The sequence below is a fragment of the Acinetobacter sp. V116_7 genome (assembly GCF_056735735.1).
Genome location: NZ_JBWZIF010000024.1, coordinates 61,178 through 86,244 on the forward strand (window position 1 = coordinate 61,178; position 25,067 = coordinate 86,244).

Sequence of the window (25,067 nt, forward strand, 5' to 3'; positions counted from 1 at the left end):
TTTGGCTATTTTAGCGTGTTAGACAAAATAAGTTGCAGAATCTTTTGAGCAAGATCGCGTGCAGCACCCTGATTGGTTTCAATCGTGTAATGAGCAACTTCACGATATAAAGGATCACGTATTTTTAACAGATCTCGCAATTTTTGTTCAGGGTTTTCAACTTGTAATAGAGGTCTGTTTTTATCGCGATAAGTTCGTTGTAATTGTAATTCCACAGGAGTGTAAAGATAAACAACTATACCACGCTGCTTTAGAAACTCACGATTGGGTGCTTGAGTAATCGCACCACCGCCTGTTGCTAAAACCAAAGCCTTACGGGAAGTTAACTCATTCAACACTATGGTTTCACGAGCACGAAATCCGAATTCCCCTTCTTTTTCAAAAATCCAAGGAATAGTAGCCCCTGTTTTGCGTTCAATTTCATGATCACTATCTAAAAATTCACGCCCTAATATTTCGGCTAAATGACGTCCAACGGTTGTTTTTCCTGCCCCCATGGGCCCCACCAAATAAATATTTGGCAGGGTTTCAAACGCTTTGCTTGGCAAGGCGCCACCTATTTCAATTGCTTTCATTAAAAAATATATTAATGATTTCTCACCAAAGTGTCATTAACAATTCGTGGAGTAACGAAAATCAGTAACTCTTGTTTATCATCAGATTTCACATCTTTTCTGAATAAATGCCCAAGTACAGGAATATCACCGAAGAAAGGAACCTTGGTTTGTGAGTTAGTTGTCGTCTGCTCAAACACCCCCCCTAAAATGACTGTTTCACCGTTATTAACCAATACATTGGTGTTAATCTGATTTTTATTTAAAATTAACTCGCCATTAGGAGCAGCACCAGCAACAGAATCTTTCGAAATATCTAATTTCATTTGGATCTTACCGTCAGGTGTAATACTTGGTGTCACATTTAAGCTTAACAGTGCATCTTTAAATGAGGTTGTAGCAGTTGAGCCTGCAGCAGAGTTCGTTGTAGATTGATAAGGGACCTGCTGACCTGTCGCAACTTTCGCTGGCTGTTTATCTGCTGTCATCACTTTAGGGGTAGAAATAACCTCACCATAACCATCGGCTTGTAATGCTGAAAGTTCAAGATCAAGCATAAAATCAGACATGCTAATCAAACCAAAGGCAATACTTCCAGCCGGATTGGTTACCCCTAAATCGACGTTTAAGTTATCTGGACGTTCAATCGTATATGTATAACCACCCGTTGTACTGTCTTTTTCTGGCTTTCTTAAATTCCATAAGGTTGTTTCACTACCACCAACCAGCAAGTTATTATTATTGGTAATTCCTTGCGATAATATTCCCCATTTAACACCAAGTTCTTTGGTAAAAGAAGTAGATGCTCTAACAATACGTGCCTCAACCATGACTTGCTTAACTTGCACATCTAGTAAATCAATCATTTTACGAATTTGATCAATCGACTGAGCTGTATCGTTAATAATCAAGGTATTGGTACGATCATCTTGAGTAATTGTTCCACGTGGACTCAATAAACTTCCTACGTTATTTCCTAAACTATCAACACCCGTATTTAAGTTAGTAGAAGTTGATGTTCCACCAGCGGAAGTTCGCTGCAAACCATTGCTATTATTTGAACCTTGAGTAATTAAACCCATAATATCCTGTGCTTGAGCATATTTAAGTTGAATATACTCAGTTTGCAAAGGAGCGAGTTTGACACTTTGAGCGACAGCTTTTGCTTCTTCTTCTTCAGCCTTAATCAATTCCGTAACAGGCGCAATCCAAATAACATTACCATTTCTACGTTTATCAAGATTTTTGGTCTTTAAAATAATATCAAGTGCCTGATCCCACGGAACATCTTTCAAGCGCAAAGTAATATTACCCTGAACACTATCGGCGGCCACCATATTAATGCCAGTAAAATCGGCAAGTAACTGTAAAACGCGACGGACTTCAATATCTTGGAAATCAAGAGAAAGCTTATTACCAGAGTAATTAGGTGTCTTATATAAAGAAGTTACGTTTTTATCCTGAGGGCGCTTTAAGCTAATGGTGAGTTTATTTTCCGCTTGATAAGCCATATATTCATAGCTACCAGTAGATTGAATCGTAATAACACCATTGCCTTTTTCGTTATAAGATTCAATGGTAGAAACAGGAGTTGCAAAATCGTTCACATTTAAACGTTTAGCCAAATGGGTAGGAATTTTAGAGCCCAGAGTTCTCACTACGACTTTGCTACCTTGTTGCTGAACATCAACAGGGGTATTACTTCCCAATAAATCAATAACAATTAATCCTTCACCTTGACCACCGCGCTGAAAGCCAATATTTGAGACACCTTGCGGCTGTACTGTCGTGGTTGGTAAAGGCTTAATAGCTGCTTGAGCTGAATTAATCTTTAGAATAAAAGTATTGCCTTCAATGCGCGTTGTAAACGCACCTGCCTCTTTTAAATTTACAGTTAAACGTGAGCGCTGATCATCAGAACTTACATCAACTGAGCTTGCTTCATTTGTACCAATTGCTACTTTTGACTGTGTTAAAGTCTGCTGAGCTTTATTAAAATCCAAAATCAAACGTGAAGGATTTTCAAGTTGGTATGCCTGTGGTTGTGGTGGTAAACCATTAAACATAACTCGAATTTCTGTACCCTGACCTGCAATTTGCGTTGGTACAATATTGGTCATGCTGACCTGTGCAGAGGCAACCTGCATAAGTGCAATGGCTACAGCCCCCATAGAAAACTGACGGAATACGTGATTCATTGTCTGACCATCCCCAATTAAATAATCTTTAAAAATACTTTTTCTTTGTTATTCCCTAAATTTTAGGGTGCGGGTCCAATTAACACTAAGGTTCTTGGTCTCTCCACATAGCCTTCGCGCCCATCAGGAACAATCTCTACCAGATCAATCTGGGTTGGACCAATATGGGTAATACGCCCTTGGTTCATCCCGATATAGTTCCCCACCTGTACCCGTTCAATTTGCTGATCGGGTGATTGGATAAGAGCCAATACTTGCCCACGGTTATTACGTATGCTTCCTTTCATGTTTAAGGATTCTAATGCATAACTTTCTAGAGGCTGAGGTGCACGTGAGAAGTTCGGATACACCCGTTTTCCTGCCATAATTTTGAGCTCAGCAGCAAGTGAGCTTGGTAAAAATGGACTCTTTAGCTGATGAGCCGCATAGTTAAATTGTGGTACAGGCGTGAAAACAGGTGCTGGATCTATCGGCTGTGGTGGCTGATTACGTATATTTGCCATTTGCTGATTTACAGCATCAATTCTCGAGTCACATCCAACTAAAACTAAACATGCCAAAATAGAAAAAGAAATTTGCTTAAGTTTCATTGTAATGCTCCTATTTCGACTGTGTATTAGCAGTAGAGGAAACAGGTGCTACTGAAGCAGAAGCGTTGTTTTCCGGATGTTCAGCATTTTCTACGGCGCCCATATAGCGATAAGTTTTTGCTTTAATAGAATAATTAAGGACAGGAATATCCGACTTACTATCTTTAACAGGTGCAGCTTCTACAACAAAATCATGCATCGTCACAATACGTGGTAATGCCGCAATACTACTAACAAAAGCACCAAAAGCGTGATAATCGCCAGTTGCTTCCATCGTAATAGGCTGTTCAATAAAGATTTCCTGCTTCACTTCATCTTCTAAACGAATATTTTTAAACTTCAGACCGGAGCTCACACCAGTTAAGTTAATATCCTCAACCAAGCTTGGAATCTCGGTTTCTTTTGGGAGTTGTTCTAACTGCTGATTAAAGTTTGCTTGCATCTCTTGAAGTTGAAGTTGATATTGCTGCAAGTTACGTAATTTTGAATCCTTTTCACGAAACTCATTCAACAAATTACTTTCTTGCGCCTGCGCATTATCAATTGCTTGTAACTTTGGCTGAATCACAACAAAGTATCCCAAAGCCAACACAGCAAAGAAAATAAAAACCCAGCACGTAATTTTCACAGATAATGGCCAGCTACCATAACTGTTCATATCTAGTGTGTTAAATTGCTGAAGAAATTTTTCTAAAGTAATCTGTTTTTTCTTAGATGGAGCTTGTTCTAACGACAACTCATGAAGTTCATCCGGACTCATTTAACCGCCCCCTTATCCGCACTTACAGACGTATTGGCGGTATCATCTGTTGTAGTCACCCCCATTTCTCCTAAATCAACAGTCACAACAAAACTGCCATAACTATCTTCTACTCTAGGAAGCAGTGAACTCGCCGTCTTATCTTTTTTCTCTTCGGTCGCCAAGAAAGAGTTCATAAAAGCATTGCGATACCATGGTGATGCTTCGAGATTACGTAATAACTCCGCGACCGTATTTGGACTTTCTGCTTTACCTTCAATGGTAAATTTATCTCCAGTTCTGCTAAATTTAGTCAAATACATCGCTGCCGGAGTCACCCGTACCAATTCATCCACCAAACGCACAACAACAGGGCGTTGACTTTGCAACCCCTGAATAAGTTTCATACGTTCGATAATGGCATCACGCTGTTCTTGCAAGCCATTTAAGGTTTTAAGCTGTTGATCTAGACTCTGGTTTGTACTGGTAATGAGTTGATTAGCTTGTTCTTGATCATCTAATTTTTGATTTAAATAAAACCACCCAGAAGATACAGTGGTAATCCCCAGCACAACGACCCCAAAACAGAAAATAATAAATTGTTTTTTGCGTTGTTCCCTAAGCCCATCACGCCAAGGAAGTAAATTAATTGTTGCCATTAATCAAAACTCCTTAAAGCCAAACCACATGCCACCATTAATGATGAAGCATCATTTTCAAGTTTTTGAATATCGACTTGAGGAGAAAAACCCATTTGTAAAAATGGATTGGCAATGGTCACACGGTAACCAAGTTTTTGCTGCAACAATTTGGCAAGTCCAGGAATATTGGCATTCCCACCTGCTAGTAAAATATGGTCTATTTCATTGAACTGTGATGAAGAAAAGAAAAATTGTAGAGATCTGGCTGCTTGCTGCACAACGGCATCTAAAAATGGCTCTAAAACTTCGATGTCATAGTCATCGGGTAAAGAGCGTTCTTTTTTAGCTCGTCCCGCTTCTTCCAATGACAAACCATAACGGCTCTGAATTTCCAGAGTAAGCTGCTTGCCGCCGAAGACTTGTTCACGGGTATAAATGATTTTGCCACTTTGCATAACCGATAATGTAGTCATGGTATGGCCGATATCTAAAATACCAATGGTATTTGCACCCATGGGCAAACTATCAGCAAATACACTAAAAGCGCGCTCGACAGCATAACTTTCGACATCAGCAAGCTTAGGCGTTAGATCTACTAGTTCCAGCACTTCTACTCGTGTTTCAACATTTTCTGTTCTTGTTGCAACTAGAAGTACATTTACACGGTTTGGATTAGGCAGTCGATCTGGTAAAACCTCAAAATCAAGACTCACTTCATCCAAAGGGAACGGTATATACTGCTCCGCATCTAAACGAATCTGAACTTCTCGTTCATCATCATTCATATCTGCATCCATTTCGATGGTTTTATGAATAACCGTCGATGTTGGAACAGCAATTGCAGCGTTACTGGTTTGGGGATTTGCTAAATTCATCGCCCGTTCCAAAGCTTCTGCTACTGCCTCTGGATTCAAGATATTTTTTTCAACTACACTGTTCTCGGGTAAAGGCATCAAAGCATAGCTTTCCACCCAATATTTACCGTTCTTAACAGAGAGCTCTAACAACTTAACAGAAGTCGAACTAATATCGACACCCATTAACCCCTTATTCGGTTTACGATATAACCTGAGCACACTATTGTCCTATTATTTTTTTATCCCCAAAAAAAATTACAAACCAATAATCTAGGTCTTTATTTTTACACGGATACAATATCTCATCTAACAATCCGCATGTCTAAAGGCTATACTGACCACAATTAGTTTGTATTCGATCTTATTAAAGCTTACTTATCATGAAAAAGCTATCCAGTTTGGGCTTCGTGCGTCCAATTTTTTTGATCATTATTATTATCTTAGTCTCACTTCCGATGGGCTTTTATGGCATGTATCTCTATATCGCCCCATCGCTCCCTGAAATGAGTTCACTAAAAAAAGCTCCGCTTTTAAAACCGCTACAGGTCTATACCTCGGATAATCAACTGATTGCCGAGTATGGTGGTAAGCTTTCTATTCCAGTTGAATACAAACAAATTCCTCCTGCTTTTATTCATGCATTTTTAGCAGCAGAAGATTCTTCTTTCTTCGAACATAGCGGGATCAGTTTTAAAGGTTTAGGGCGTGCTTTAAGTGAAAGTGTAACTGGTTCTGATGTGCAAACTGGTGGTTCAACCATTACCATGCAGGTTGCAAAGAACTATTATTTGAGCCCAGAAAGAACCTTAAAACGTAAAATAACCGAGATCTTTTTAGCTCGAAAAATTGAGCAAAACTTATCTAAAGAAGAAATTCTCAGTCTGTATGTGAATAAAATCTTCCTAGGAAAAAATGCCTACGGTATCGCAGCAGCAGCCAAAATTTATTACAACAAAAGTATTAATGAGCTCAGCATTGCTCAAATGGCAATGATTGCAGGTTTACCAAAAGCACCTTCTAAATACAATCCTGTGGTTAATCCTGAACGCGCACTTGAACGCCGCAACTGGATTTTAGGTCGTATGTTACAGCTGGGTTATATCTCTCAAACAGAATATCAAAAAGCTGTAGCTGAACCGATTAATCTAAACATGCCCAATCGGGATTTAAATAATATTCACCCATATGCGGGCGAAATGGTTCGTTCGGAACTCGTTAAACATTTTGGCGAACAAGCCATTGATTCTGGCTATAAAGTCTATACAACCATCAATGCTAAACGCCAAGCGATTGCAGAGAAATCTGTACAAGATGGTCTTGAAGCTTACGACCGTCGTCATGGCTGGCGTGGTGCGGAAGCACACGATAAACCATTAAATGAATTTAGAGCATATGCCAATACTTACCCGGCACAAGTTACCAAGGTAAATAGCAGCTCTTTTGATGCATTAATGCAAGATGGCACGACCGTAACTGTACAGTGGTCAGGTATGTCATGGGCTCGTCCCTATCGCAATGCGAATAGTGTAGGTGGTGCTCCTTCACGTGCATCTCAAATTGTTCAAGTTAAAGATATTGTTCGCTTACGTCCAAATGATGCAAAAACAGCATGGTCTTTAGTTCAGGTTCCAAAAGTTCAAGGTCAACTTATTGCGATTAACCCGAATGATGGTTCAATTGAAGCAATTGTAGGTGGTTATAACTTCTATCAATCGAAATTTAACCGTGCCTTACAAGGCTGGCGCCAACCCGGTTCAACGATCAAACCGTTTGTCTATGCATTGGCACTTGAACGCGGTATGACGCCGTACAGCATGGTGAATGATAGCCCTATCACAATTGGTAAGTGGACACCGAGAAACTCTGACGGTCGTTATTTAGGGATGATCCCTTTACGCCGTGCTTTGTATTTGTCTCGTAATACCGTGTCAGTACGCCTTTTACAAACGGTGGGAATTGAACGTACTCGCCAGTTATTCATGGATTTTGGTTTACAAGAAGATCAAATTCCACGTAACTACACCATTGCTCTAGGTACACCTCAAGTATTACCAATTCAAATGGCAACTGGATATGCAACTTTTGCAAATGGTGGTTATCGCGTTCAACCACACTTTATTCAGCGTATTGAAGATGCATACGGTAAAGTGATTTATCAAGCTAAGCCAGAATATGCATGTATTCCATGCATTAACGCGCCTGACACAACTGATGACGAACAGAAAGCTACGACAACAGATGATGAAGTGATTGAGGTTACTAACAAAGACGTAGAGCAGAAAGAAAAGGCAGCTAAGCAACTTAATCTTAAACAAACTGATAAAGCGAATAGCGAATATCGCCAAGCTCAACGTATTTTAAAATCAAGCTCTGCTTACGATATGGCGAACATTTTACGTGATGTAATTGAGCATGGTACAGGCCGTGCCGCACTTAAAATTGGCCGTAGTGATTTAGGCGGTAAAACAGGTACAACCAACGATGCAAAAGATGCATGGTTTGCAGGCTTTAACGGTAAATTAGTGACTGTAACGTGGGTTGGATTTGACCAACCGACGACACTAGGTCGACGTGAGTATGGTGGTATTGCTGCATTACCGATCTGGATTAACTTTATGGGTCAAGCATTGCAAGGTACGCCAGCATCTTGGGTTCGTTTAGATAAAGATGCTCAAGGTCCTATTTCACGTGACAAACAACAAACTGTTACTGAGGTAGGCGATAAGAAAACTTATCGTGCAGCTCCACCATTAGCACGCCCGCTATATCGCCCAGCACCACCACAACCGAAACTGAGCAATGACAATGACTTTTCCGATTTACCAGGTGAGGAAATTGTTATTCCAACAAAAGCTGCACCTCCTGCGATGAAGCCTTCACAGGGAGCAGCGCCGAAGCGTGAGAAAGATGAACTAGAAAATCTAATTAATCAGATTGAATAGCAAAAAAAGAAGCCATCATCAGATGGCTTCTTTTTTTGCGCTCTTAAAAATAGATCGTATGATGGCTTTTTTTTTACGCTTTTAACAATCGACTGTTAGCTAGCTGTTTTATTACGTTTCTGAAAAACATAAACTTGAAAAGATGCCGTTACCTCTAATTGCGACTGCTGCTCTAACTGCAAACGACGCTCAGGAGATGCTTTATAAGCATAAGGTGTCATAGCAATCAGATTTTTTAAAGCCTGTTGGTCAAGCACAAAAGGGGCATTAATAATTTGCTCTTGTTTAAGCTCAAAAAAATCTTGCAACTGCTCTACAAACTTCTCTGGTATATGAGGGTTAACCTGCTCAAATAGAGCCTCACGCATTGCATACAAATGTTCAGATGCAGGAGTGACAACAATTAAATATCCATCATCCTTTAAAACTCGAGCAATTTCTACTTGTGGAATTGGGCTAAACAAACTGGTACATGCATCCATGCTTTGATCAAGCACAGGCAAAGTCGCACCAGTTCCCACAACCCAAGTCACCTCAGCATTAAGCTTTGCTGCACGCTGTACCGCATTTTTTGCAATATCAACACCAACACATTGCTCAACGACTTGCTGCATGGCACTGGTGTAGTAACCTTCACCACACCCAATATCAAGTACGGTTTTTACATCTAATTGTTTTAATAAAGCGACTACAGCATGTTGTAAAGGCTGATAATAACCACCTTGTAAAAAAGCTCTTCGTGCATCGACCGACTCTGGCGTATCTCCAGGGTTCTTACTATGTTTATGCTGCACAACATGTAAGTTCACATAACCTTGTTTAGCGACATCATAACTATGCTCTTGTCCACATCGCCAAGTTTTTTCATTTAAATCGAGAGACTGACGACACACAGGACACATTAAAATTTGCTTAGTCACTTTTAATTATTCTCTTGTTCTTTATGTTGTAAATAAGTCTTTGCATGCATTCCCACAAATGTACGCCCTGCATTTGTTCCCTTAATCCATTCATCTACCTGAAATAAATCAAATAGCCCCACTTTGACTAAAGTTGGAATAGCAATCTTTAATTCTTCCTCAATCTGGCCTCTTTGGCCTGCATTATATAATTCAATATTATGCAGCATTGTAGCGACAGTTCCGGTTTGTACCTGACTTCCATCTTTAAGCACAACTTGAGGTAATACTTCGCCCTCTCCAACTACTTTCTGATTAATTACAGATAATTGGTCTAGACCAGCAACTTTTGTCATTCATCTCTCCAATAAAAAAAGCCAGTAGAACTGGCTTTATATTGACACTAAAATAAGATCTATCGCAATTTTAAAGTCATTAGACCTAAAACTACTAATATAATTGTAATAATCCAAAAACGAATCACAACTTGGGTTTCTTTCCAGCCCTGCTTTTCATAGTGATGATGTAGCGGCGCCATTAAGAACACGCGTTTATTACGCATCCGCAGCGATCCAATTTGCAAGAAGACAGATACAGCCTCCATTACAAACACACCACCCATAATCGCAAATACGATTTCTTGGCGAACCATGACAGCAATTGTTCCAAGCATCGCGCCTAAAGCTAATGCGCCAACATCACCCATAAAGATTTGAGCTGGGTGTGCGTTATACCAAAGAAATGCCAAACCCGCACCAATCATCGCAGAGCAGATTACAACAAGCTCAGATGTATATTTCACATATGGAATATGCAAATAGTTAGCAAAACGAATATCACCTGACAAGTAAGCAAATACGCCTAAGCCCGTAGCTACCATGACAACAGGCATGATTGCCAAACCATCTAAACCATCAGTTAAGTTAACGGCGTTAGAGGCACCATTAATAACCAGATAGGTAAATACAATAAATGCCAAGCCTAAAGGAACCATAGAGAGTGGAATTGAAAGATTCTTAAAGAATGGAATCAATAAATCCAGCATGTTTGCCGTATGTTCAGCATTCGACTGTTGGGTTGCAATTAAATATAAAGCAATACCGGCCCCAAGCGATGCAACAGAAGTCCAGAAAAACTTCTTACGGGCAGGTAAACCAGCATTGTCTTTATAGCGAATTTTAATCCAGTCATCTGCCCAGCCCACAGCACCGAACACAACCATTACACCAAGCACAATCCAGACATAAGGGTTAGATAAATCAGCCCAGAGTAAAGTACTAATACCAATTGAAAGCAGAATTAAAATTCCGCCCATGGTTGGTGTACCCATCTTTTTAGCATGATTCTCAGGAGCAAATGAACTTACTGCCTGACCGTATTTTAACGCTTGTAATTTACGAATCATGATCGGTCCGAGGACCAAACCAATGGTCAGTGAAGTTAATACACTGAGTAAAGAACGTAATGTTAAATAACGAACGACCTGAAACGAACTGTGATAGCCCGCAAGTTGTTCAAACAACCATAACAGCATTTAAAGTTTCTCCATCAAATCAGCCATCAACGTTTCCATATGAGTAAAGCGAGAACCTTTAAACAGGAAACTCATGGACTGTGGTTGATGTGTTTGGATTAGATTGATTAGAAATGGAAGCGCCTCAGCTTGTGTCTGAAATGCTTTCACTTTATTGGAATGAGAGTCTGCACCCTCGAGAGCGGCTGGAGCAAACTGCCCAACTGCAATAATATGATCTAAAGGAAGTTCAGCAAGATCACGACCTAAATCGTGGTGTTCCTGCCAACTGCTATCACCTAACTCACCAATATCCCCCATGACCATCACTTTTAAGCCTTGTTGCTGCAACAACACTTGTGCAGCAGCACGCATCGAAGTCGGATTGGCATTATAGGTATCATCAATAAATAAGTAAGGTGACTTTTGAATAAAGTTAAGACGACCTTTGGCGCCCTGAGCTTGCTCTAAGCCTTGGACAATATCTTCTAGTCCAATACCAATTGCTAAAGCAAAAGCCACAGCTGCGGTTGCATTCTGAACATTATGCTCACCTGCAAAAGGGAGTTTAACGGCACTGACGCCTTGCGGCGTATGTAGCGTAAAATTTGTTGATTGAGGTAATAATTCAATATCTGTTGCATACACATCGCCACCTACACCAAATGTATAAATACGATGCGCTTTTGCAGCGTCAAGAATCTCAGCAGTGAAATCATCTTGTTGCGGTACGATTGCAACGCCATTTGGCAAAATATGACGATAAATTTCCGATTTAGCTCGGCAAATACCTTCACGCCCACCAAATTCGCCCAGATGAGCTGTACCAATATTTAAAATGCCTGCAACATGAGGCTGAACTAATTTAGAAGTATAGTCAATTTCACCTTGATGGCTTGCACCCAACTCCATCACCGCATATTGATGTTCCTTGCGAAGCTCTAGCAGCATCATGGGTACACCAAGGTCATTATTTAAATTACCACGGGTGATTAATGTCGGAGCTAAGCGCGATAATATACTTCCCAACATTTCTTTAGTTGTGGTTTTACCGCTACTACCTGTTAAAGCAATCACTTTTAATTGTGTATTTTGCTCACGGCGATAAGCGCCGAGTTGTCCCAAAGCCAAGCGAGTATCGGCAACAACTAACTGTGCAATTTCTATATCTAAAGGACGTTCAACAATGGCGATTTGACAACCATTCGCGGCAACCTGTGCTACAAAGTCGTGTGCATCAAAACGCTCACCTTTTAGTGCTAAAAAGGCATCCCCAGTTTCCGCATGACGAGAGTCCGTCAAAATACGTTTAATTTCAGTTTGAGGGATCTGGTCTTTATGCCAACAACCCTGCGTTGCCTGTTGTAATTGTTGAGCTGTCCACGGTTCCAAAGGCACGGTACTGGTGGTTGAAGTATGCATAAATAATCCTATTGTGCAGGGTAAGCAGCGTCTACAGTATGGTGTTGCACAGCAATTGCTGATTGTACTTCGACAACATCATCAAACCAGTGGCGCACACCATTAATTTCTTGATAATTTTCATGACCTTTACCCGCAATAACCACAATATCACCAGCTTGAGCTTGCTGTGCAACAAATTTAATTGCTTCACGGCGATCATGAATTTCCTGCATGCGATGCCCAGAGAAATCAATTCCTTGCTTCATATCAGCAAAAATTTGTTCAGGGTCTTCAGTTCTTGGATTATCCGAAGTCAGAATAATCGGATTCGCTCCATCCAAAGCTGCTTGAGTCATGAGTGGACGTTTACCACGGTCACGATCTCCACCACACCCAAATACTGCCCAAAGCTGATTAGATACATGACGTTTTAAAGTCTTAAGCACCTGAATCAAAGCATCAGGTGTGTGTGCATAATCCACAACAAATAAACGCTCACCGTCGCGAATGACCTGCATTCGCCCCGGCGCACCAATAAGCTTAGGAACAAAAGCAACTAATGCTTTTAAATCAAAACCTGCTTGTTCAGCAGCAATAAGCGCTGCAATCAGGTTTTCAACATTGAAATGCCCCAATAATGGACTTTGAACAGCAAAAGAACCTTGCGAGCTGACTAAATTAAAAGTCGCCCCTGCCAAGCTGTAACTTAAGTCACTAATATAATAATCAGCCGTATTTTGGGTAAGTGAATACGTCAAAATCTTTGGCTGAGCAGGATTTTGTTTTGCCGCATTGATCATAAGAGCAGCATGTTCATCATCAAGATTAATAACAGCTACTTTTAAAGAATTAAAACGGAATAAGAGAGCCTTTGCTTCAGCGTAAGCCTCTAAAGTGCCGTGATAATCCAGGTGATCACGACTCAAATTACTATAAACAGCAATTTCAATCGCACAACCATTTAAACGACCTTGCTCTAAACCATGTGAGCTTGCTTCCAAAGAAGCGAAAGTCGCACCTTCTTTAGCATAATCATGCAATGCATTTTGTAGTTGTAAAGCATCGAGCGTAGTATGAGTTGATGGTGTCAGATCAGGCAAAATACCATTACCAGTTGTGCCCATCACCGCACAGCGCTGTTGTTGTGAACTAATTAATTCAGCAACTAGACGTGAAATTGTCGTTTTACCATTTGTGCCTGTTACTGCAACAATACGCGCTGGCGTAACAGGGTCAATATGTTGCAAATAACGCTCTTGCCATTCGCCCATGCGCTGACGTACATCAGGGCATACCCATTCATTTGCCACACCCAGCTCCGTCTCGCTAATGATTGCAAGTGCGCCATTAGCTAAAGCTGACTCTGCAAAAGCACGTGTTTTTTCAGGTTGGCTATAACTGGTCAAAGCAATAAAAATTTGGCCTGACTCAACCTTACGGCTGTCTAGACCGAAGCCATGAAAAGGCTGCTGAGACCACTGTGCATTAATCTCGACTGGATTAATTTCTTGAAAAGAAACAGACATAGCTTACCTGCGAATAGGATTTACTGAAGTATCAAGGGGCTTATCAAGCGGCACATTCATTAAACGTAATGATTCTTGCATAATGCGTGCAAAAACAGGAGCCGCAACCAAACCACCGTAATAACGGCCTTGTGGGTTTTCAACAACGACAATAACAGCTAAACGTGGGTCACTAATTGGCGCAACACCAGCAAATAAAGCACGGTATTCATTATTTGAATAACCTTTACGGTCTGCACGAAGTTTATGAGCTGTACCTGTTTTACCACCAACACGATAACCCGGAATATTAGCTTGCTTGGCAGTACCACCAGGCATCGTAACCTGCTCTAGCATAAGCAAAACCTGATCAGCAATTTTTGGAGCAAGAACTTGCTCACCTTTAGGTGCTTGATCGAGCTTATGTAAACTTAGAGGCATTTTTACGCCATGATTTGCAAGCATTGCATAGCCTTGCGCCAGCTGAAGAATAGTTGCGTTTAGGCCATAACCATAAGCCATGGTACCAATTTGAGAAGAGTTCAATTTACTTACTGGAAGCACTAAACCTGAACTTTCCCCCGGAAACTTCACAGCCGAGCGTTTACCAAAACCGGCACGATTAAAGAAGCTTGGTAGTGTTTCTTTTGGAAGTGACAATGCAATTTTTGCAGAACCCACGTTTGAAGATTTAATAATGACGCCACTAACAGTTAAAGCACCATAATTATGGGTATCACGAATCGTATGCCAACCTAAACGCATTGAACCTGGAGAAGTATTTACAATCGTGTTAGGCGTATATTGCCCAGTTTCTAATGCAGAAGAAATTGTAAATGGCTTCATGGTTGAACCCGGTTCGAACATATCAATCGCACCGCGGTTACGCATAGCATCTTTATTAGACAAACCATTTTTATCATTCGGGTTATATGACGGCCAACTGGTCATTGCCAGAATTTCACCGGTCTTAACATCTACAGCAATTGCCGTTGCCGAACGGGCATTATTTGCAACACCAGCTGCGGTCAGCTCTCTATACATAATGTATTGCAAACGAGAGTCGATACTTAAAGTGATATTTTCGCCTGGTTCACCCTCACGGATCACCTCTGAAACTTTTAAACGGTTTCCGCGCTTATCACGAATAATTTTTTGCTCACCATCCACACCTGACAGCTGTTTATTGAGCTGCATTTCTAAGCCTTCAATCCCTTGGCCTTCACTGTTGGTTAAACCAATAATCTGGGCATTTGGCTGTGGTTGAGGATAATAACGCTTATAGGTTTTCTCGGCATACACGCCTTGAAAGTTACCTTTCGTAATAAGATCTGCCTGTTGCGGCGGTATTTCTTTTTTCAAAACCAGATAACGAGAACGCGGTCGTGCATTCATCTGCTTTTTAAGATCGGCACGGTCTAAACCAACGACATCTGCCAACTCATCAAGATTTAAGTTTTTATCGGGTAATTGTCGTTTTAATTTACGATTGTTCGGATCTTTCTTTAATTCCGCTGTAATTTGGTCATATAAATGCTTTGTATCGAAATAATCACGCGGATCCATTACGATTTTCATGATCGGTGTACTAATTGCCAAAGGCACGCCATGGCGGTCACTAATCACGCCACGCATAGCTTCTACACGCTCAGTACGCAAAATATTGGCATTGGCCTTGTTTTGTAAAAAATCCTTATTAATTACCTGTACATAAAATGCACGTGCAATTAAAACAACAAAACAGAGTAACACTACTGCCCAGAGCAGATAAAACCGCCACATATCAAAGGCAAGAGTTGGTTTTTCCGAAATAGACTGCTGTTTTTTCCGTGTTTGTTTTGTTCGCTTATCTACCATACAGCAAGGCCTTACTTATTTTGCTCTGAGGTCATTGGTAAAGAAATTACCACCGTTTCTGCAGCCGGTGGAGAAAACATCCGTAGCTGAGTTACAGCACGTGTACCAATCTGTGCCGTTGCACCAAAGGTTTGTTGCTCAATGAGCAAACGCCCCCATTCAGCATTGAGATCATCACGTTCACGCATATAAGAGCTAAGCTCTCTATAATCATGACGATATTCAAATACTTGAAATACCACCATCATGGCACTTATAAAAACAAGTGCCACCAAGACTGTATACACCACAACTTTTTTCACCACTTTGTTTTCTGTGGTTGCGATTTCATCACTGCTTTTCATTACGCGCCTTTTTCTTCCAAGCGTTCAGCAACCCGAAGCCATGCACTACGTGACCGAGGGTTCGCTTTTACTTCTTCTTCACTCGCACGAACCCGTGAAATTTTCTTTAATCTTCTTGTATCTACCCGCTGCTCTGGCATTCCCCAACCGAAATCTTCTGCTAATGTAGATTCTTTTTGAATAAACTGCTTAATCAGTCGGTCTTCAAGAGAATGGAAACTAATAACAGACAAACGTCCTTCCGGTTTGAGTAAGTCTACAGCTTGCGGCAAAAACACTTCAATATCTTCGAGCTCTTTATTAATAGCAATACGAATAGCCTGAAATGTACGTGTCGCTGGATGTTTATGTTTTTCCCATTTTGGATGGGCTGTTTTTACAAGCTCCGCCAATTGAGCAGTTGTATCTAGTTTTCCAGCATTTTTAATGGCTTTAGCAATACGTCGACTATAACGCTCTTCACCATATTGATAAATAATATTTGCTAATTGTTCTTCTTCAATTTCAAGTAACCACTCGGCCGCAGTTAAACCCTTAGAATTATCCATTCGCATGTCTAACGGACCATCTTGCATGAAACTAAAACCACGTTCTGCCTGATCAAGTTGAGGAGATGACACTCCCAGATCAGCCATAATGCCATCAACACTCATCACGCCAATTTCCTGCATCTTCTCTTTGATATCAGCAAAACTCGCATGAATGATCGTAAATCTTGGATCTTCTTGTGCCAAAGCAGCAGCAACTTCCAGTGCTTGAGGGTCTTTATCAAATGCATACACTCGTGCATTTTCATCAAGTTTAGAGAGCAATAAACGTGTATGCCCACCTCTTCCGAAGGTTGCATCGATATACACCCCTGTTGTGCGATCTGCCAATAAGCTCTCAACGGTCTCAAAAAGTAAGACAGAAATATGCGACATAGGTGTTAAATCATTGCGTAAAAATGTAACTGCACATTATCACCTTGTTTATGACCAACGCCAAACGGCTTTTTGTAGGAAAATATTAATTTTTCATAGATAAAACCGTTTTGTTAGCACTTTTTAAGCAAAATAAGAAAGTAAGAATAATTTTCTAGAGTTAAATACGAATTAATAAAACTTTTTTATTAAATTCTTTATTTAAAAATTCTCTTTTTCTTTAGGCTTATTTTGTTAAAAACTCCCGCCGATTTACCTTAGGACGAGATGAGCTGGCAATCTTTTTCTGCATATTTACCGATTTGATTTAACCATTTTTGCCGTTGGTCTGAACTTGCGCCCCGCACTGTTCCAACATAATTAACTTTAACTTTACTCACCCCACAAAATTGCAAAGTCGCTTTTTTAAGTTGTCGAGTACTTGGCTCACCATAGTACCAACGATAAAACCAACCCGGCTGATCTAAAGTCGTAATCAGTCGTGCTGTTTTTGACTGTAAATGCCCAATAACACGATTGCTGTTTTCTCGGTAACTAAATACGAGATTCGGTAAAAAGAGTCGGTCAATAAAACCTTTAGCGATAGCCGGCAGCCCTCCCCACCACACTGGAAAGAACCATACCAAATGATCCGCAGCCTGAATTTTTTCAAGCGCATTCATTAAATCAGGTTCCAATTCCATTCGTGTCTCATAGCCATATTTTAAATTAGGTTCAAAACCCAACTTGGCAATTTCTATTATATCTACGTGAATACCTAATGTTTTTGCCTGCTCTACATAGTTTTGAGCTAATGCATGATTAAAACTAGTATCAGATGGATGACCATTGATAACTACAATACGTTTAGAGACTTGAGACATATAGCGCCTTTATTGTCGCACAATCAGATATCAGTTGATATTTGAAATAAATGAATAGCAAAAATATCTCACAAAAATTAAGATATCAAGTGATATCTCAATTATTATTTTATCTGGCTCTTATGACTCTTTCTCGCAATGAAAAACAGATACAAACTCGGCAACATCTCATTGACGCTGGGTTTGCTCTCATTTCTGAATTTGGTTATAACGCGGTATCAATCAGGAATCTTTCTAAACAGGCAGGTTATACTCAAGGTGCCTTTTATTCGAATTTCAACAATAAAGAAGAGTTTTTACTTGAGCTAATGCAGCTTCAATTCGCTAAAGAAAATTTACAATTACAAGAAATCTTTACCAATGCCCCTTCAAATACGGATCAACTCATTGATTCATTACGTCAATGGCTGACCGCTTTTTTTACAAACGATGAATGGCTTAAAATATCAATAGAATTACAGCTATTTGCTGCACGTGATATTACCTTCGCCGAGGAGTATCAAAAGGTTTGGAAAACTCATCAACAAGAAGTAACGAAGATTATGGAGCAATTCTTTTCTTTAACGGAGATAACTGAGCCTGATGACTATGATTCTATTGTTATAGAGCTCGTATCATTAAGTTATGGGCTAGCTTTACAATATATGATTTTTAAAGATGACATTAACCACCACATTAATATATTTATCAATACTTTAATAAAAAGATTAGGTAATTTTTAAATTAATCTAAAAAATACAAAGAGCCGCTTAGTTATTAAATAAGCGGCTCTAAAAAAACTTAATTAATTATTGCTTCCCATCGTAAATTTGATCGAAGACAGCCCCATTTGCAAAGTGAGTTTTTTGAGCTTTAGCCCAGCCACCAAAAACATCATTAATTGTAAATAATTTAATTTTTGGGAATTGTGCTGCATATTTAGCAGCCACTTGCGCATTGCGTGGTCGGAAATAATGTTTAGCCGCCAACTCTTGTCCCAATGGTGAATATAAGAAGTTCAAATAGCCTTTTGCTAATGTTCGGTTGCCATCTTTATCTACGGTTTTATCTACAATTGCGACGGAAGGCTCTGCCAAAATTGAAATTGATGGATAAACGATTTCATATTTATCTTTATCAGGTCCTTTTGTCGCCAATAAAGCTTCGTTTTCCCATGATAATAAAACGTCACCAATTCCACGCTCAGCAAATGTTGTTAGCGAACCACGTGCTCCCGAATCAAGTACTTTTACATTGTGATAAAGTTTTTTAACTAGTTCACGAGCTTTGGCATCATTTCCGCCCGGTTGTTTTAAAGCATAACCCCATGCCGACAAATAAATCCAACGCGGTGCGCCCCCTGTTTTAGGATTAGGGGTGATAATTTCCACACCTGGTTTTGTTAAGTCATTCCAGTCACGTATATTTTTTGGATTACCTTTTCGTACTAGGAACACAACGGTGGACGTATAAGGTGCAGAATTGTTTGGAAATTCTTTTTGCCAATTTGGTTGGATAAAACCCGCTTTCACAATCTCATCAATATCATTCGCTAACGCTAACGTTACAACATCGGCTTCAAGCCCCGTAGCTACTGCCCGTGCTTGTTTACCAGACCCACCATGCGACTGTTTAAACTCAACATCCTGACCTGTACGCTGTTTCCAGAACTTCCCAAAAGCCTGATTATATTCTTGATAAAATTCTCGGGTCGGATCATAAGAAACATTTAAAAAAGAAGTAGCGGCCTGAGCTGCTGTTGCCATTCCCAAGTACACCGCTACAGCCATTATTGATATTTTTTTCATTTACAAAATCCATCATTGGTTTTAGTTTTACTATATTTTTAATTTTATAATTTACAATCAATTACTTATATTAATATATTTTTTATTAATCTCTTTAAGATATATAGCTTAAGAAGCCTAAATCATTTCATTTTTGAAATTTTTTGTAATTATTCTTACAACTTAATGAGGGCCTTCACTTTATCTACACATTAATTTGTTAAATAATGAAGCGTAAAGGATACACATGACCTACATTGGGGTCGACCAGATTAAAATATAGATAATTTTTGTAAAAAGTGTGACACAGTTCCACTTTTTTATTAAGATTTATGTTTAAATCGTAGCATTACCGTAATTTTACATTTCGTTAAACTCAAAAAATAGTTGAAATGTAATGAACTGAGGGGATGATTAATAATGAAAATTCATTATGGAAAAGCGTTAAGCTTAAGTTTGGTGCTGGGTTTAGCATCACAATTTTCTGCAGCAGCAGTACTTAAAGATACCCCAAATAAAACTGGGTCAGATAAGCAGACTTCGCTTATTGAAAAAGCTTTAGATCAACAGAAACGTAATCCTATTGTATTACCTTCTTCAGATGATGAGCTTAAGGTACTCAATACTATTCGCGTTACACCGACTCAAAATTTTCTTGCTGCACAACACGAACGTTTTTCACGTTTTGTTCAGGCAATCTTCCAGCCGCATGCTTCTTAAAATCTGAAACACCCCCTCTTCGTTTCAGTTTTAGCCCAGACTGACGTTAAATAAAACGTCAGAATACTGGGCTTTTTCGTTATAATAGTTTCAATTTTTATTTTGACCCATTACCTATGAAAGTTCGTACTCGTATTGCACCTTCTCCTACCGGTTTTCCTCATGTCGGCACTGCCTACATCGCTTTATTTAACATGTGTTTTGCGAAACAACATGGCGGAGAATTCATTTTAAGAATTGAAGATACAGACCAACTTCGCTCTACACCAGAATCTGAAAAAATGATTTTGGATTCATTGCGTTGGTTAGGTCTAAATTGGTCTGAAGGTCCAGATGTAGGTGGTCCTCATGCACCGTATCGCCAATCTGAACGTATGGGAATTTATAAGCAATACGCATTAGAACTTGTTGAAAAAGGTCATGCTTTTTATTGTTTCGCTACTGCTGAAGAACTAGACCAGATGCGTGCTGAACAACAAGCACGCGGTGAAACACCAAAATATGACGGTCGCGGGTTAAAACTTTCTCAAGAAGAAGTGACTCGTCGCTTGGAAGCGGGCGAACCCCATGTCATCCGTATGAAAGTACCTGAAGAAGGTATTTGTAAATTTAATGACTTATTACGCGGGGAAGTTGAAATTCCTTGGGCACAAGTCGACATGCAAGTTCTTCTTAAAAATGATGGGTTACCGACTTATCATTTAGCGAATGTGGTCGATGACCATTTAATGGAAATCACTCATGTATTACGTGGTGAAGAATGGCTTCCATCTGCACCGAAGCATCAGTTGCTTTACCAATATTTTGGTTGGGAAATGCCGACACTTTGTCACATGCCATTATTGCGTAACCCAGATAAATCAAAATTATCTAAACGTAAGAACCCGACATCAATTAACTACTACCGCGATATCGGCGTTTTACCAGAAGCCTTATTAAACTATTTAGGCCGTATGGGCTGGTCAATGCCAGATGAGCGTGAAGTATTTACGCTACAAGACATGATGGATAGCTTTGATATTCAACGTGTTTCACTAGGTGGACCAATTTTTGATGTTGAAAAACTGAATTGGTTAAATGGTCAATGGATCAAAGGCTTAACCCCTGGTCAATTATTAGACCGCTTATTAACATGGAAAAGTGATCGCAGCACTTTAGAAGATATTGCAGCTGCCATTCAACCGCGTATTAATTTACTTTCAGAAGCTGTGAATTGGGCTGGTTTCTATTTTAACCATATGCCACAAATTACTGCTGAAATGTTTGAAAGCAAAAAATTGACTCAAGAACAGGTTCGTCAAAGTCTGCAATTTGCAATTTGGCGTCTTGAAGGTCAGTTTACTTGGAATAACGACACTGTTAGCCAAACTCTAATGGATCTTGCGAATCAGATGGAGATTAAATTACGCGATTTCATGCCAGCGTTCTTTATCGCAATTGCAGGTTCAACTAGTTCAACACCTGTAATGCAGTCGATGGTGACCCTTGGACCTGATTTAACTTTCGCTCGTTTACGCCGCGCCTTAGAAGTTGTGGGTGGACCAAGCAAGAAAGAAGTTAAAAATTGGGAAAAACTCAATGAGAGCCTAAAATTGCCTAAAAATGAAGCAACTAGCGAAGCTTAATTCATTTTTTTGTTGACGTGTGAGCGCATCCACCCTAATATTGCGCTCACACAAACTGGGGTCATAGCTCAGTTGGTAGAGCGCTACAATGGCATTGTAGAGGTCAGCGGTTCGATCCCGCTTGACTCCACCACGCTCCTTTGTGTTTGCCTCATCAAGTCCCTATCGTCTAGAGGCCTAGGACATCGCCCTTTCACGGCGGTAACCGGGGTTCGAATCCCCGTAGGGACGCCATATTCTGCTTTAAAAATTATAAAAAGACTCTATCGTCACCTTACTGTTTATTCTTTATCTCTTTCTAGATTGCACATTTGTCTATTTTATCTAAAATAGCGTCTTTCTTAATTCTCTCAATGTGTAATATGCAGCCATCTGACAATCAACTAGATGCTCATCAGCATCAGAACAGTACTGCACCTTTAAAAAGAGCCATGAGTACTCGCCATCTTGTGATGTTATCACTAGGCGGAGCTATCGGAACTGGTCTCTTTTTAGGTTCAGGGGAAGTCATTTCACAAACTGGAGCTATTGGCGCAATTATTGCCTATATACTTGGTGGCGCGATCGCTTACATGGTCATGCTTTGCCTAGGAGAGCTTGCTGTACACATGCCTGTTTCAGGCTCTTTTGGTGCTTATGCCAAAAAATATATTAGTCCTAGTACTGGCTATATGATTTCTTGGATGTACTGGCTGACCTGGACTGCAACGCTTGGAACTGAGTTCACAGCTGCGGCATTACTCATGCAGGAATGGTTCCCACATATTTCAATGTGGATCTGGACAATTGTTTTTGCAATCACTATTTTTGGCTTAAATATTAGTTCAACTCGAATTTTTGCTGAGTCTGAGTTTTGGCTCGCTCTTGTTAAAGTCATTACCGTGATTGCTTTTATTGTGCTCGGCCTACTAGCAATTTTTGGTTTAATTCCTTTTCATGGCAGCCAAACTGCACCGCTATTTAGCAATCTTACAGCGCAAGGCTGGTTCCCACATGGTTTAATTCCTATTTTCACCACCATGCTGATTGTTAACTTTGCTTTCTCAGGCACAGAATTAATTGGCGTAGCAGCAGGTGAAACCAAAGATCCAGCTCAGAATGTACCCAAAGCAATTAATGCTGCGATTTGGCGTCTTCTTATTTTCTTTGTGGGTACCATTATTGTTATTAGCGCTTTGCTTCCCTTCCAGCTTGCAGGTTTAGGTGGTGAAAGCGTAAGTAGCAGTCCTTTTGTTACTGTATTTAATTATATTGGCATTCCCTATGCGGATGACATTATTCGATTTGTAATTATTACAGCTCTGCTTTCGGCAGCAAACTCAGGACTTTATGCCGCTTCACGTATGATGTGGTCACTGTCAGAACAAAAATTATTACCTAGCGTATTTGCTACGCTCTCAAAAAGTGGAACACCTATTGTTGCCTTAGTTGTAACAATGTTTGGAGCAATTCCAGGCTTGTTATCAGAGCAATTTGCCCCAGAGACTATTTTTAAAAATCTGCTTGGCGTTGCAGCATTTACTATGGTTATTGTCTGGATGAGCATTTGTTTAAGTCAATTTAATTTCCGTCGCCAATGGTACAAATCTGGCCATACAGTTAAAGACTTACAATATGCTGCTCCATTATTTCCTATCGTCCCGATTTTAGGTTTTATTTTCTGCTTTATTACGTGTTTAAGTATGGCAGCAGACCCTGAAATGCGTGCTGGTTTCGTAGGCTGCCTTATTTTTACAGCTTTATGTTATGTCAGCTATTTTATTTTTTACCGCAATAAAGTCTAAACCACTCTTATTCAATGAAAGTGTAGCAAAAAGCTACACTTTTTTTTGTCTGCATACTGGTTTTATATAACGTACCGTTGTAGATTAAAATTTATATTAAAAACAATTCCTTGTATAGAATGAAAATTATATTTATCCACGGGATGAATCAACAGAATTACACTGCTCATCGCTTAAAAGAGCATTGGCTAAAAGTATTTAAGCTTGGCCTAAAACAGTTGCCTTGCAAAGTTAACGTGCGCGATCTTCATATTCATATGCCATTTTATGGCGACCTAATGACTAAATATCGATTAAGCAATCAATTAGACCTCAATACGTTATTACCTAAGTCATTTTTAAATAATTATTTACCCATTCATTTACATCCCCATAATCCTCCTGCTAAAGAGCACACCCCATTTGTTCCTTTATTGCTACCAGCAACTGACTCCGCTGAAAAAAGCTTTTCAGAACGAATCTATCTGACCTCTCAGCTCGTAAAAGACCGCCTACTCAAAGAGTTGGTTGTTCTGTTAAATAACTTCCCTAAATTACATGAGAGCTTGATACAACAGTTTCTGATTGAGACTTATATGTACTTATCTAATCCTGAATTTATGGAGGAAGTAAATGAACGGATTTTAAAGAAAATGCGAGAAAATGAAGATTATATTGTCGTTGCGCACTCTCTCGGCTCGGTTATTGCCTTTAACCTTCTTTCAAATCCTGCATATCGGTTCTCAATTAAACGATTTATAACGTTAGCTTCTCCTTTATCTTTTCGCGTAATTCAAAGTAAGCTTCCGATTCCAATCGTTAGGCCATCATGTATTCACGGTGATTGGTTTAATTTTTACTCTCAAGACGATTTTCTAACTGCATTTCCACTATGTGAGGCCCCATTTAATTTTGATCCTCCAATTATTAATCAGAAAATTTATACCTTTGCCAACCAGCCCCATGAGATTTTAGGTTATCTACAACATCCGTCTGTTATAACGGCAATTATTGAGCCTTTTCAGAAAAATGAAGGATAAATGTATATATTTTCTACAATTAGAGTTATTTTTAATCGGTTGACTGTTTTTTTTAATATTTCTTCAGAAAACTATTTGACACTTTTATTAAATCGACCTAATATACGCCCACCTCTGAAACGTCCCTATCGTCTAGAGGCCTAGGACATCGCCCTTTCACGGCGGTAACCGGGGTTCGAATCCCCGTAGGGACGCCAATAATTTTTTCAGATGTATGCCTCACATATGTCCCTATCGTCTAGAGGCCTAGGACATCGCCCTTTCACGGCGGTAACCGGGGTTCGAATCCCCGTAGGGACGCCAAATTCTAAAAAGCCACTGCAT

22 protein-coding genes and 4 tRNA genes are annotated in these 25,067 nt (G+C 39.8%); 10 read left to right on the forward strand and 16 right to left on the reverse strand.

Translation table 11 applies throughout. The annotated features are described in order from the left end of the window. Positions 1–5: 5 nt before the first annotated feature. From aroK to AC1PJP_RS10395, 6 genes are all read right to left on the reverse strand, one after another. Positions 6–575, reverse strand: coding sequence for a shikimate kinase AroK (gene aroK / locus AC1PJP_RS10370; RefSeq protein ID WP_004789808.1), 570 nt, complete (start codon positions 573–575; stop codon positions 6–8). 11 nt (positions 576–586) lie between these two features. Further along, complete coding sequence (locus AC1PJP_RS10375; RefSeq protein WP_323739876.1) at positions 587–2,752, reverse strand: type IV pilus secretin PilQ; 2,166 nt, start codon at positions 2,750–2,752, stop codon at positions 587–589. A gap of 62 nt (positions 2,753–2,814) precedes the next feature. Beyond that, positions 2,815–3,342 carry a pilus assembly protein PilP gene (locus AC1PJP_RS10380; RefSeq protein WP_042895464.1) on the reverse strand — a complete coding sequence of 176 codons (528 nt, stop codon included), beginning with the start codon at positions 3,340–3,342 and terminating at the stop codon, positions 2,815–2,817. Positions 3,343–3,352: 10 nt separating this feature from the next. Continuing rightward, positions 3,353–4,102 (reverse strand): type IV pilus inner membrane component PilO, encoded by a 750-nt coding sequence (locus tag AC1PJP_RS10385; protein WP_151988681.1) that lies wholly within the window; start codon positions 4,100–4,102, stop codon positions 3,353–3,355. Next, positions 4,099–4,740 carry a PilN domain-containing protein gene (locus tag AC1PJP_RS10390; RefSeq protein WP_013196695.1) on the reverse strand — a complete coding sequence of 214 codons (642 nt, stop codon included), beginning with the start codon at positions 4,738–4,740 and terminating at the stop codon, positions 4,099–4,101. The genes AC1PJP_RS10385 and AC1PJP_RS10390 overlap by 4 nt, the downstream gene beginning before the upstream one ends. After that, entirely contained in the window at positions 4,740–5,798 is a 1,059-nt protein-coding gene (locus AC1PJP_RS10395; RefSeq protein WP_005300961.1) for a pilus assembly protein PilM, read from the reverse strand. The genes AC1PJP_RS10390 and AC1PJP_RS10395 overlap by 1 nt, the downstream gene beginning before the upstream one ends. Positions 5,799–5,959: 161 nt before the next feature. Here AC1PJP_RS10395 and ponA point away from each other — a divergent pair, with 161 nt between their 5' ends. Next, positions 5,960–8,521, forward strand: a complete 2,562-nt coding sequence (gene ponA / locus AC1PJP_RS10400; RefSeq protein WP_479766931.1) for a penicillin-binding protein PBP1a — start codon at positions 5,960–5,962, stop codon at positions 8,519–8,521. A gap of 95 nt (positions 8,522–8,616) precedes the next feature. Here the strand turns inward: ponA and AC1PJP_RS10405 are convergent, their stop codons facing one another. From AC1PJP_RS10405 to AC1PJP_RS10445, 9 genes are all read right to left on the reverse strand, one after another. Further along, complete coding sequence (locus AC1PJP_RS10405) at positions 8,617–9,441, reverse strand: putative RNA methyltransferase (RefSeq protein WP_479766932.1); 825 nt, start codon at positions 9,439–9,441, stop codon at positions 8,617–8,619. A gap of 2 nt (positions 9,442–9,443) precedes the next feature. Further along, complete coding sequence (locus tag AC1PJP_RS10410) at positions 9,444–9,776, reverse strand: DUF7709 family protein (RefSeq protein WP_192454579.1); 333 nt, start codon at positions 9,774–9,776, stop codon at positions 9,444–9,446. Positions 9,777–9,835: 59 nt separating this feature from the next. After that, entirely contained in the window at positions 9,836–10,954 is a 1,119-nt protein-coding gene (mraY, locus tag AC1PJP_RS10415; RefSeq protein ID WP_004789827.1) for a phospho-N-acetylmuramoyl-pentapeptide-transferase, read from the reverse strand. Further along, complete coding sequence (locus AC1PJP_RS10420) at positions 10,955–12,355, reverse strand: UDP-N-acetylmuramoyl-tripeptide--D-alanyl-D-alanine ligase (protein WP_479766933.1); 1,401 nt, start codon at positions 12,353–12,355, stop codon at positions 10,955–10,957. A gap of 8 nt (positions 12,356–12,363) precedes the next feature. Next, on the reverse strand, positions 12,364–13,863 hold the full coding sequence (locus AC1PJP_RS10425; RefSeq protein ID WP_479766934.1) for a UDP-N-acetylmuramoyl-L-alanyl-D-glutamate--2,6-diaminopimelate ligase: 1,500 nt from the start codon (positions 13,861–13,863) through the stop codon (positions 12,364–12,366). A gap of 3 nt (positions 13,864–13,866) precedes the next feature. Next, on the reverse strand, positions 13,867–15,699 hold the full coding sequence (gene ftsI / locus AC1PJP_RS10430; RefSeq protein ID WP_005300944.1) for a penicillin-binding protein PBP3: 1,833 nt from the start codon (positions 15,697–15,699) through the stop codon (positions 13,867–13,869). 11 nt (positions 15,700–15,710) lie between these two features. Further along, entirely contained in the window at positions 15,711–16,043 is a 333-nt protein-coding gene (gene ftsL / locus AC1PJP_RS10435) for a cell division protein FtsL (RefSeq protein WP_004789835.1), read from the reverse strand. Continuing rightward, positions 16,043–16,966: a 16S rRNA (cytosine(1402)-N(4))-methyltransferase RsmH gene (gene rsmH / locus AC1PJP_RS10440; protein ID WP_005300940.1), complete on the reverse strand. Its 924-nt coding sequence runs from the start codon at positions 16,964–16,966 to the stop codon at positions 16,043–16,045. Before rsmH ends, ftsL begins: the two co-directional genes overlap by 1 nt. Before the next feature lie 257 nt (positions 16,967–17,223). Beyond that, a complete protein-coding gene (locus AC1PJP_RS10445; protein WP_479766935.1) occupies positions 17,224–17,829 on the reverse strand; it encodes an NAD(P)H-dependent oxidoreductase in 606 nt (201 codons plus the stop codon). A 122-nt stretch (positions 17,830–17,951) separates the two neighbouring features. Between AC1PJP_RS10445 and AC1PJP_RS10450 the strand changes: the two genes are divergently transcribed. Continuing rightward, on the forward strand, positions 17,952–18,551 hold the full coding sequence (locus tag AC1PJP_RS10450) for a TetR/AcrR family transcriptional regulator (RefSeq protein ID WP_479766944.1): 600 nt from the start codon (positions 17,952–17,954) through the stop codon (positions 18,549–18,551). Positions 18,552–18,617: 66 nt separating this feature from the next. Here the strand turns inward: AC1PJP_RS10450 and AC1PJP_RS10455 are convergent, their stop codons facing one another. Continuing rightward, entirely contained in the window at positions 18,618–19,616 is a 999-nt protein-coding gene (locus AC1PJP_RS10455; RefSeq protein ID WP_005044064.1) for a sulfate ABC transporter substrate-binding protein, read from the reverse strand. A 399-nt stretch (positions 19,617–20,015) separates the two neighbouring features. On the opposite strand from AC1PJP_RS10455, the gene AC1PJP_RS10460 reads away from it, so the two are divergent. The 8 genes from AC1PJP_RS10460 to AC1PJP_RS10495 all read left to right on the forward strand — a co-directional run bounded on the left by AC1PJP_RS10460 (position 20,016) and on the right by AC1PJP_RS10495 (position 25,046). After that, complete coding sequence (locus tag AC1PJP_RS10460) at positions 20,016–20,315, forward strand: hypothetical protein (protein WP_005300933.1); 300 nt, start codon at positions 20,016–20,018, stop codon at positions 20,313–20,315. Positions 20,316–20,431: 116 nt separating this feature from the next. Next, complete coding sequence (gene gltX, locus AC1PJP_RS10465; RefSeq protein ID WP_004789843.1) at positions 20,432–21,940, forward strand: glutamate--tRNA ligase; 1,509 nt, start codon at positions 20,432–20,434, stop codon at positions 21,938–21,940. A 57-nt stretch (positions 21,941–21,997) separates the two neighbouring features. Then, positions 21,998–22,073 (forward strand) — tRNA-Ala (locus AC1PJP_RS10470). Positions 22,074–22,098: 25 nt separating this feature from the next. After that, positions 22,099–22,174 (forward strand) — tRNA-Glu (locus AC1PJP_RS10475). 128 nt (positions 22,175–22,302) lie between these two features. Then, the gene (locus tag AC1PJP_RS10480; protein WP_004789844.1) at positions 22,303–23,724 is read left to right on the forward strand and encodes an amino acid permease; all 1,422 of its coding nucleotides are present in this window, start codon (positions 22,303–22,305) and stop codon (positions 23,722–23,724) included. Between the two features lie 119 nt (positions 23,725–23,843). After that, positions 23,844–24,743: a hypothetical protein gene (locus AC1PJP_RS10485; protein WP_479766936.1), complete on the forward strand. Its 900-nt coding sequence runs from the start codon at positions 23,844–23,846 to the stop codon at positions 24,741–24,743. Positions 24,744–24,864: 121 nt separating this feature from the next. Next, positions 24,865–24,940, forward strand: a tRNA-Glu gene (locus AC1PJP_RS10490). A 30-nt stretch (positions 24,941–24,970) separates the two neighbouring features. After that, a tRNA-Glu gene (locus AC1PJP_RS10495) sits at positions 24,971–25,046 on the forward strand. Positions 25,047–25,067 lie beyond the last annotated feature (21 nt).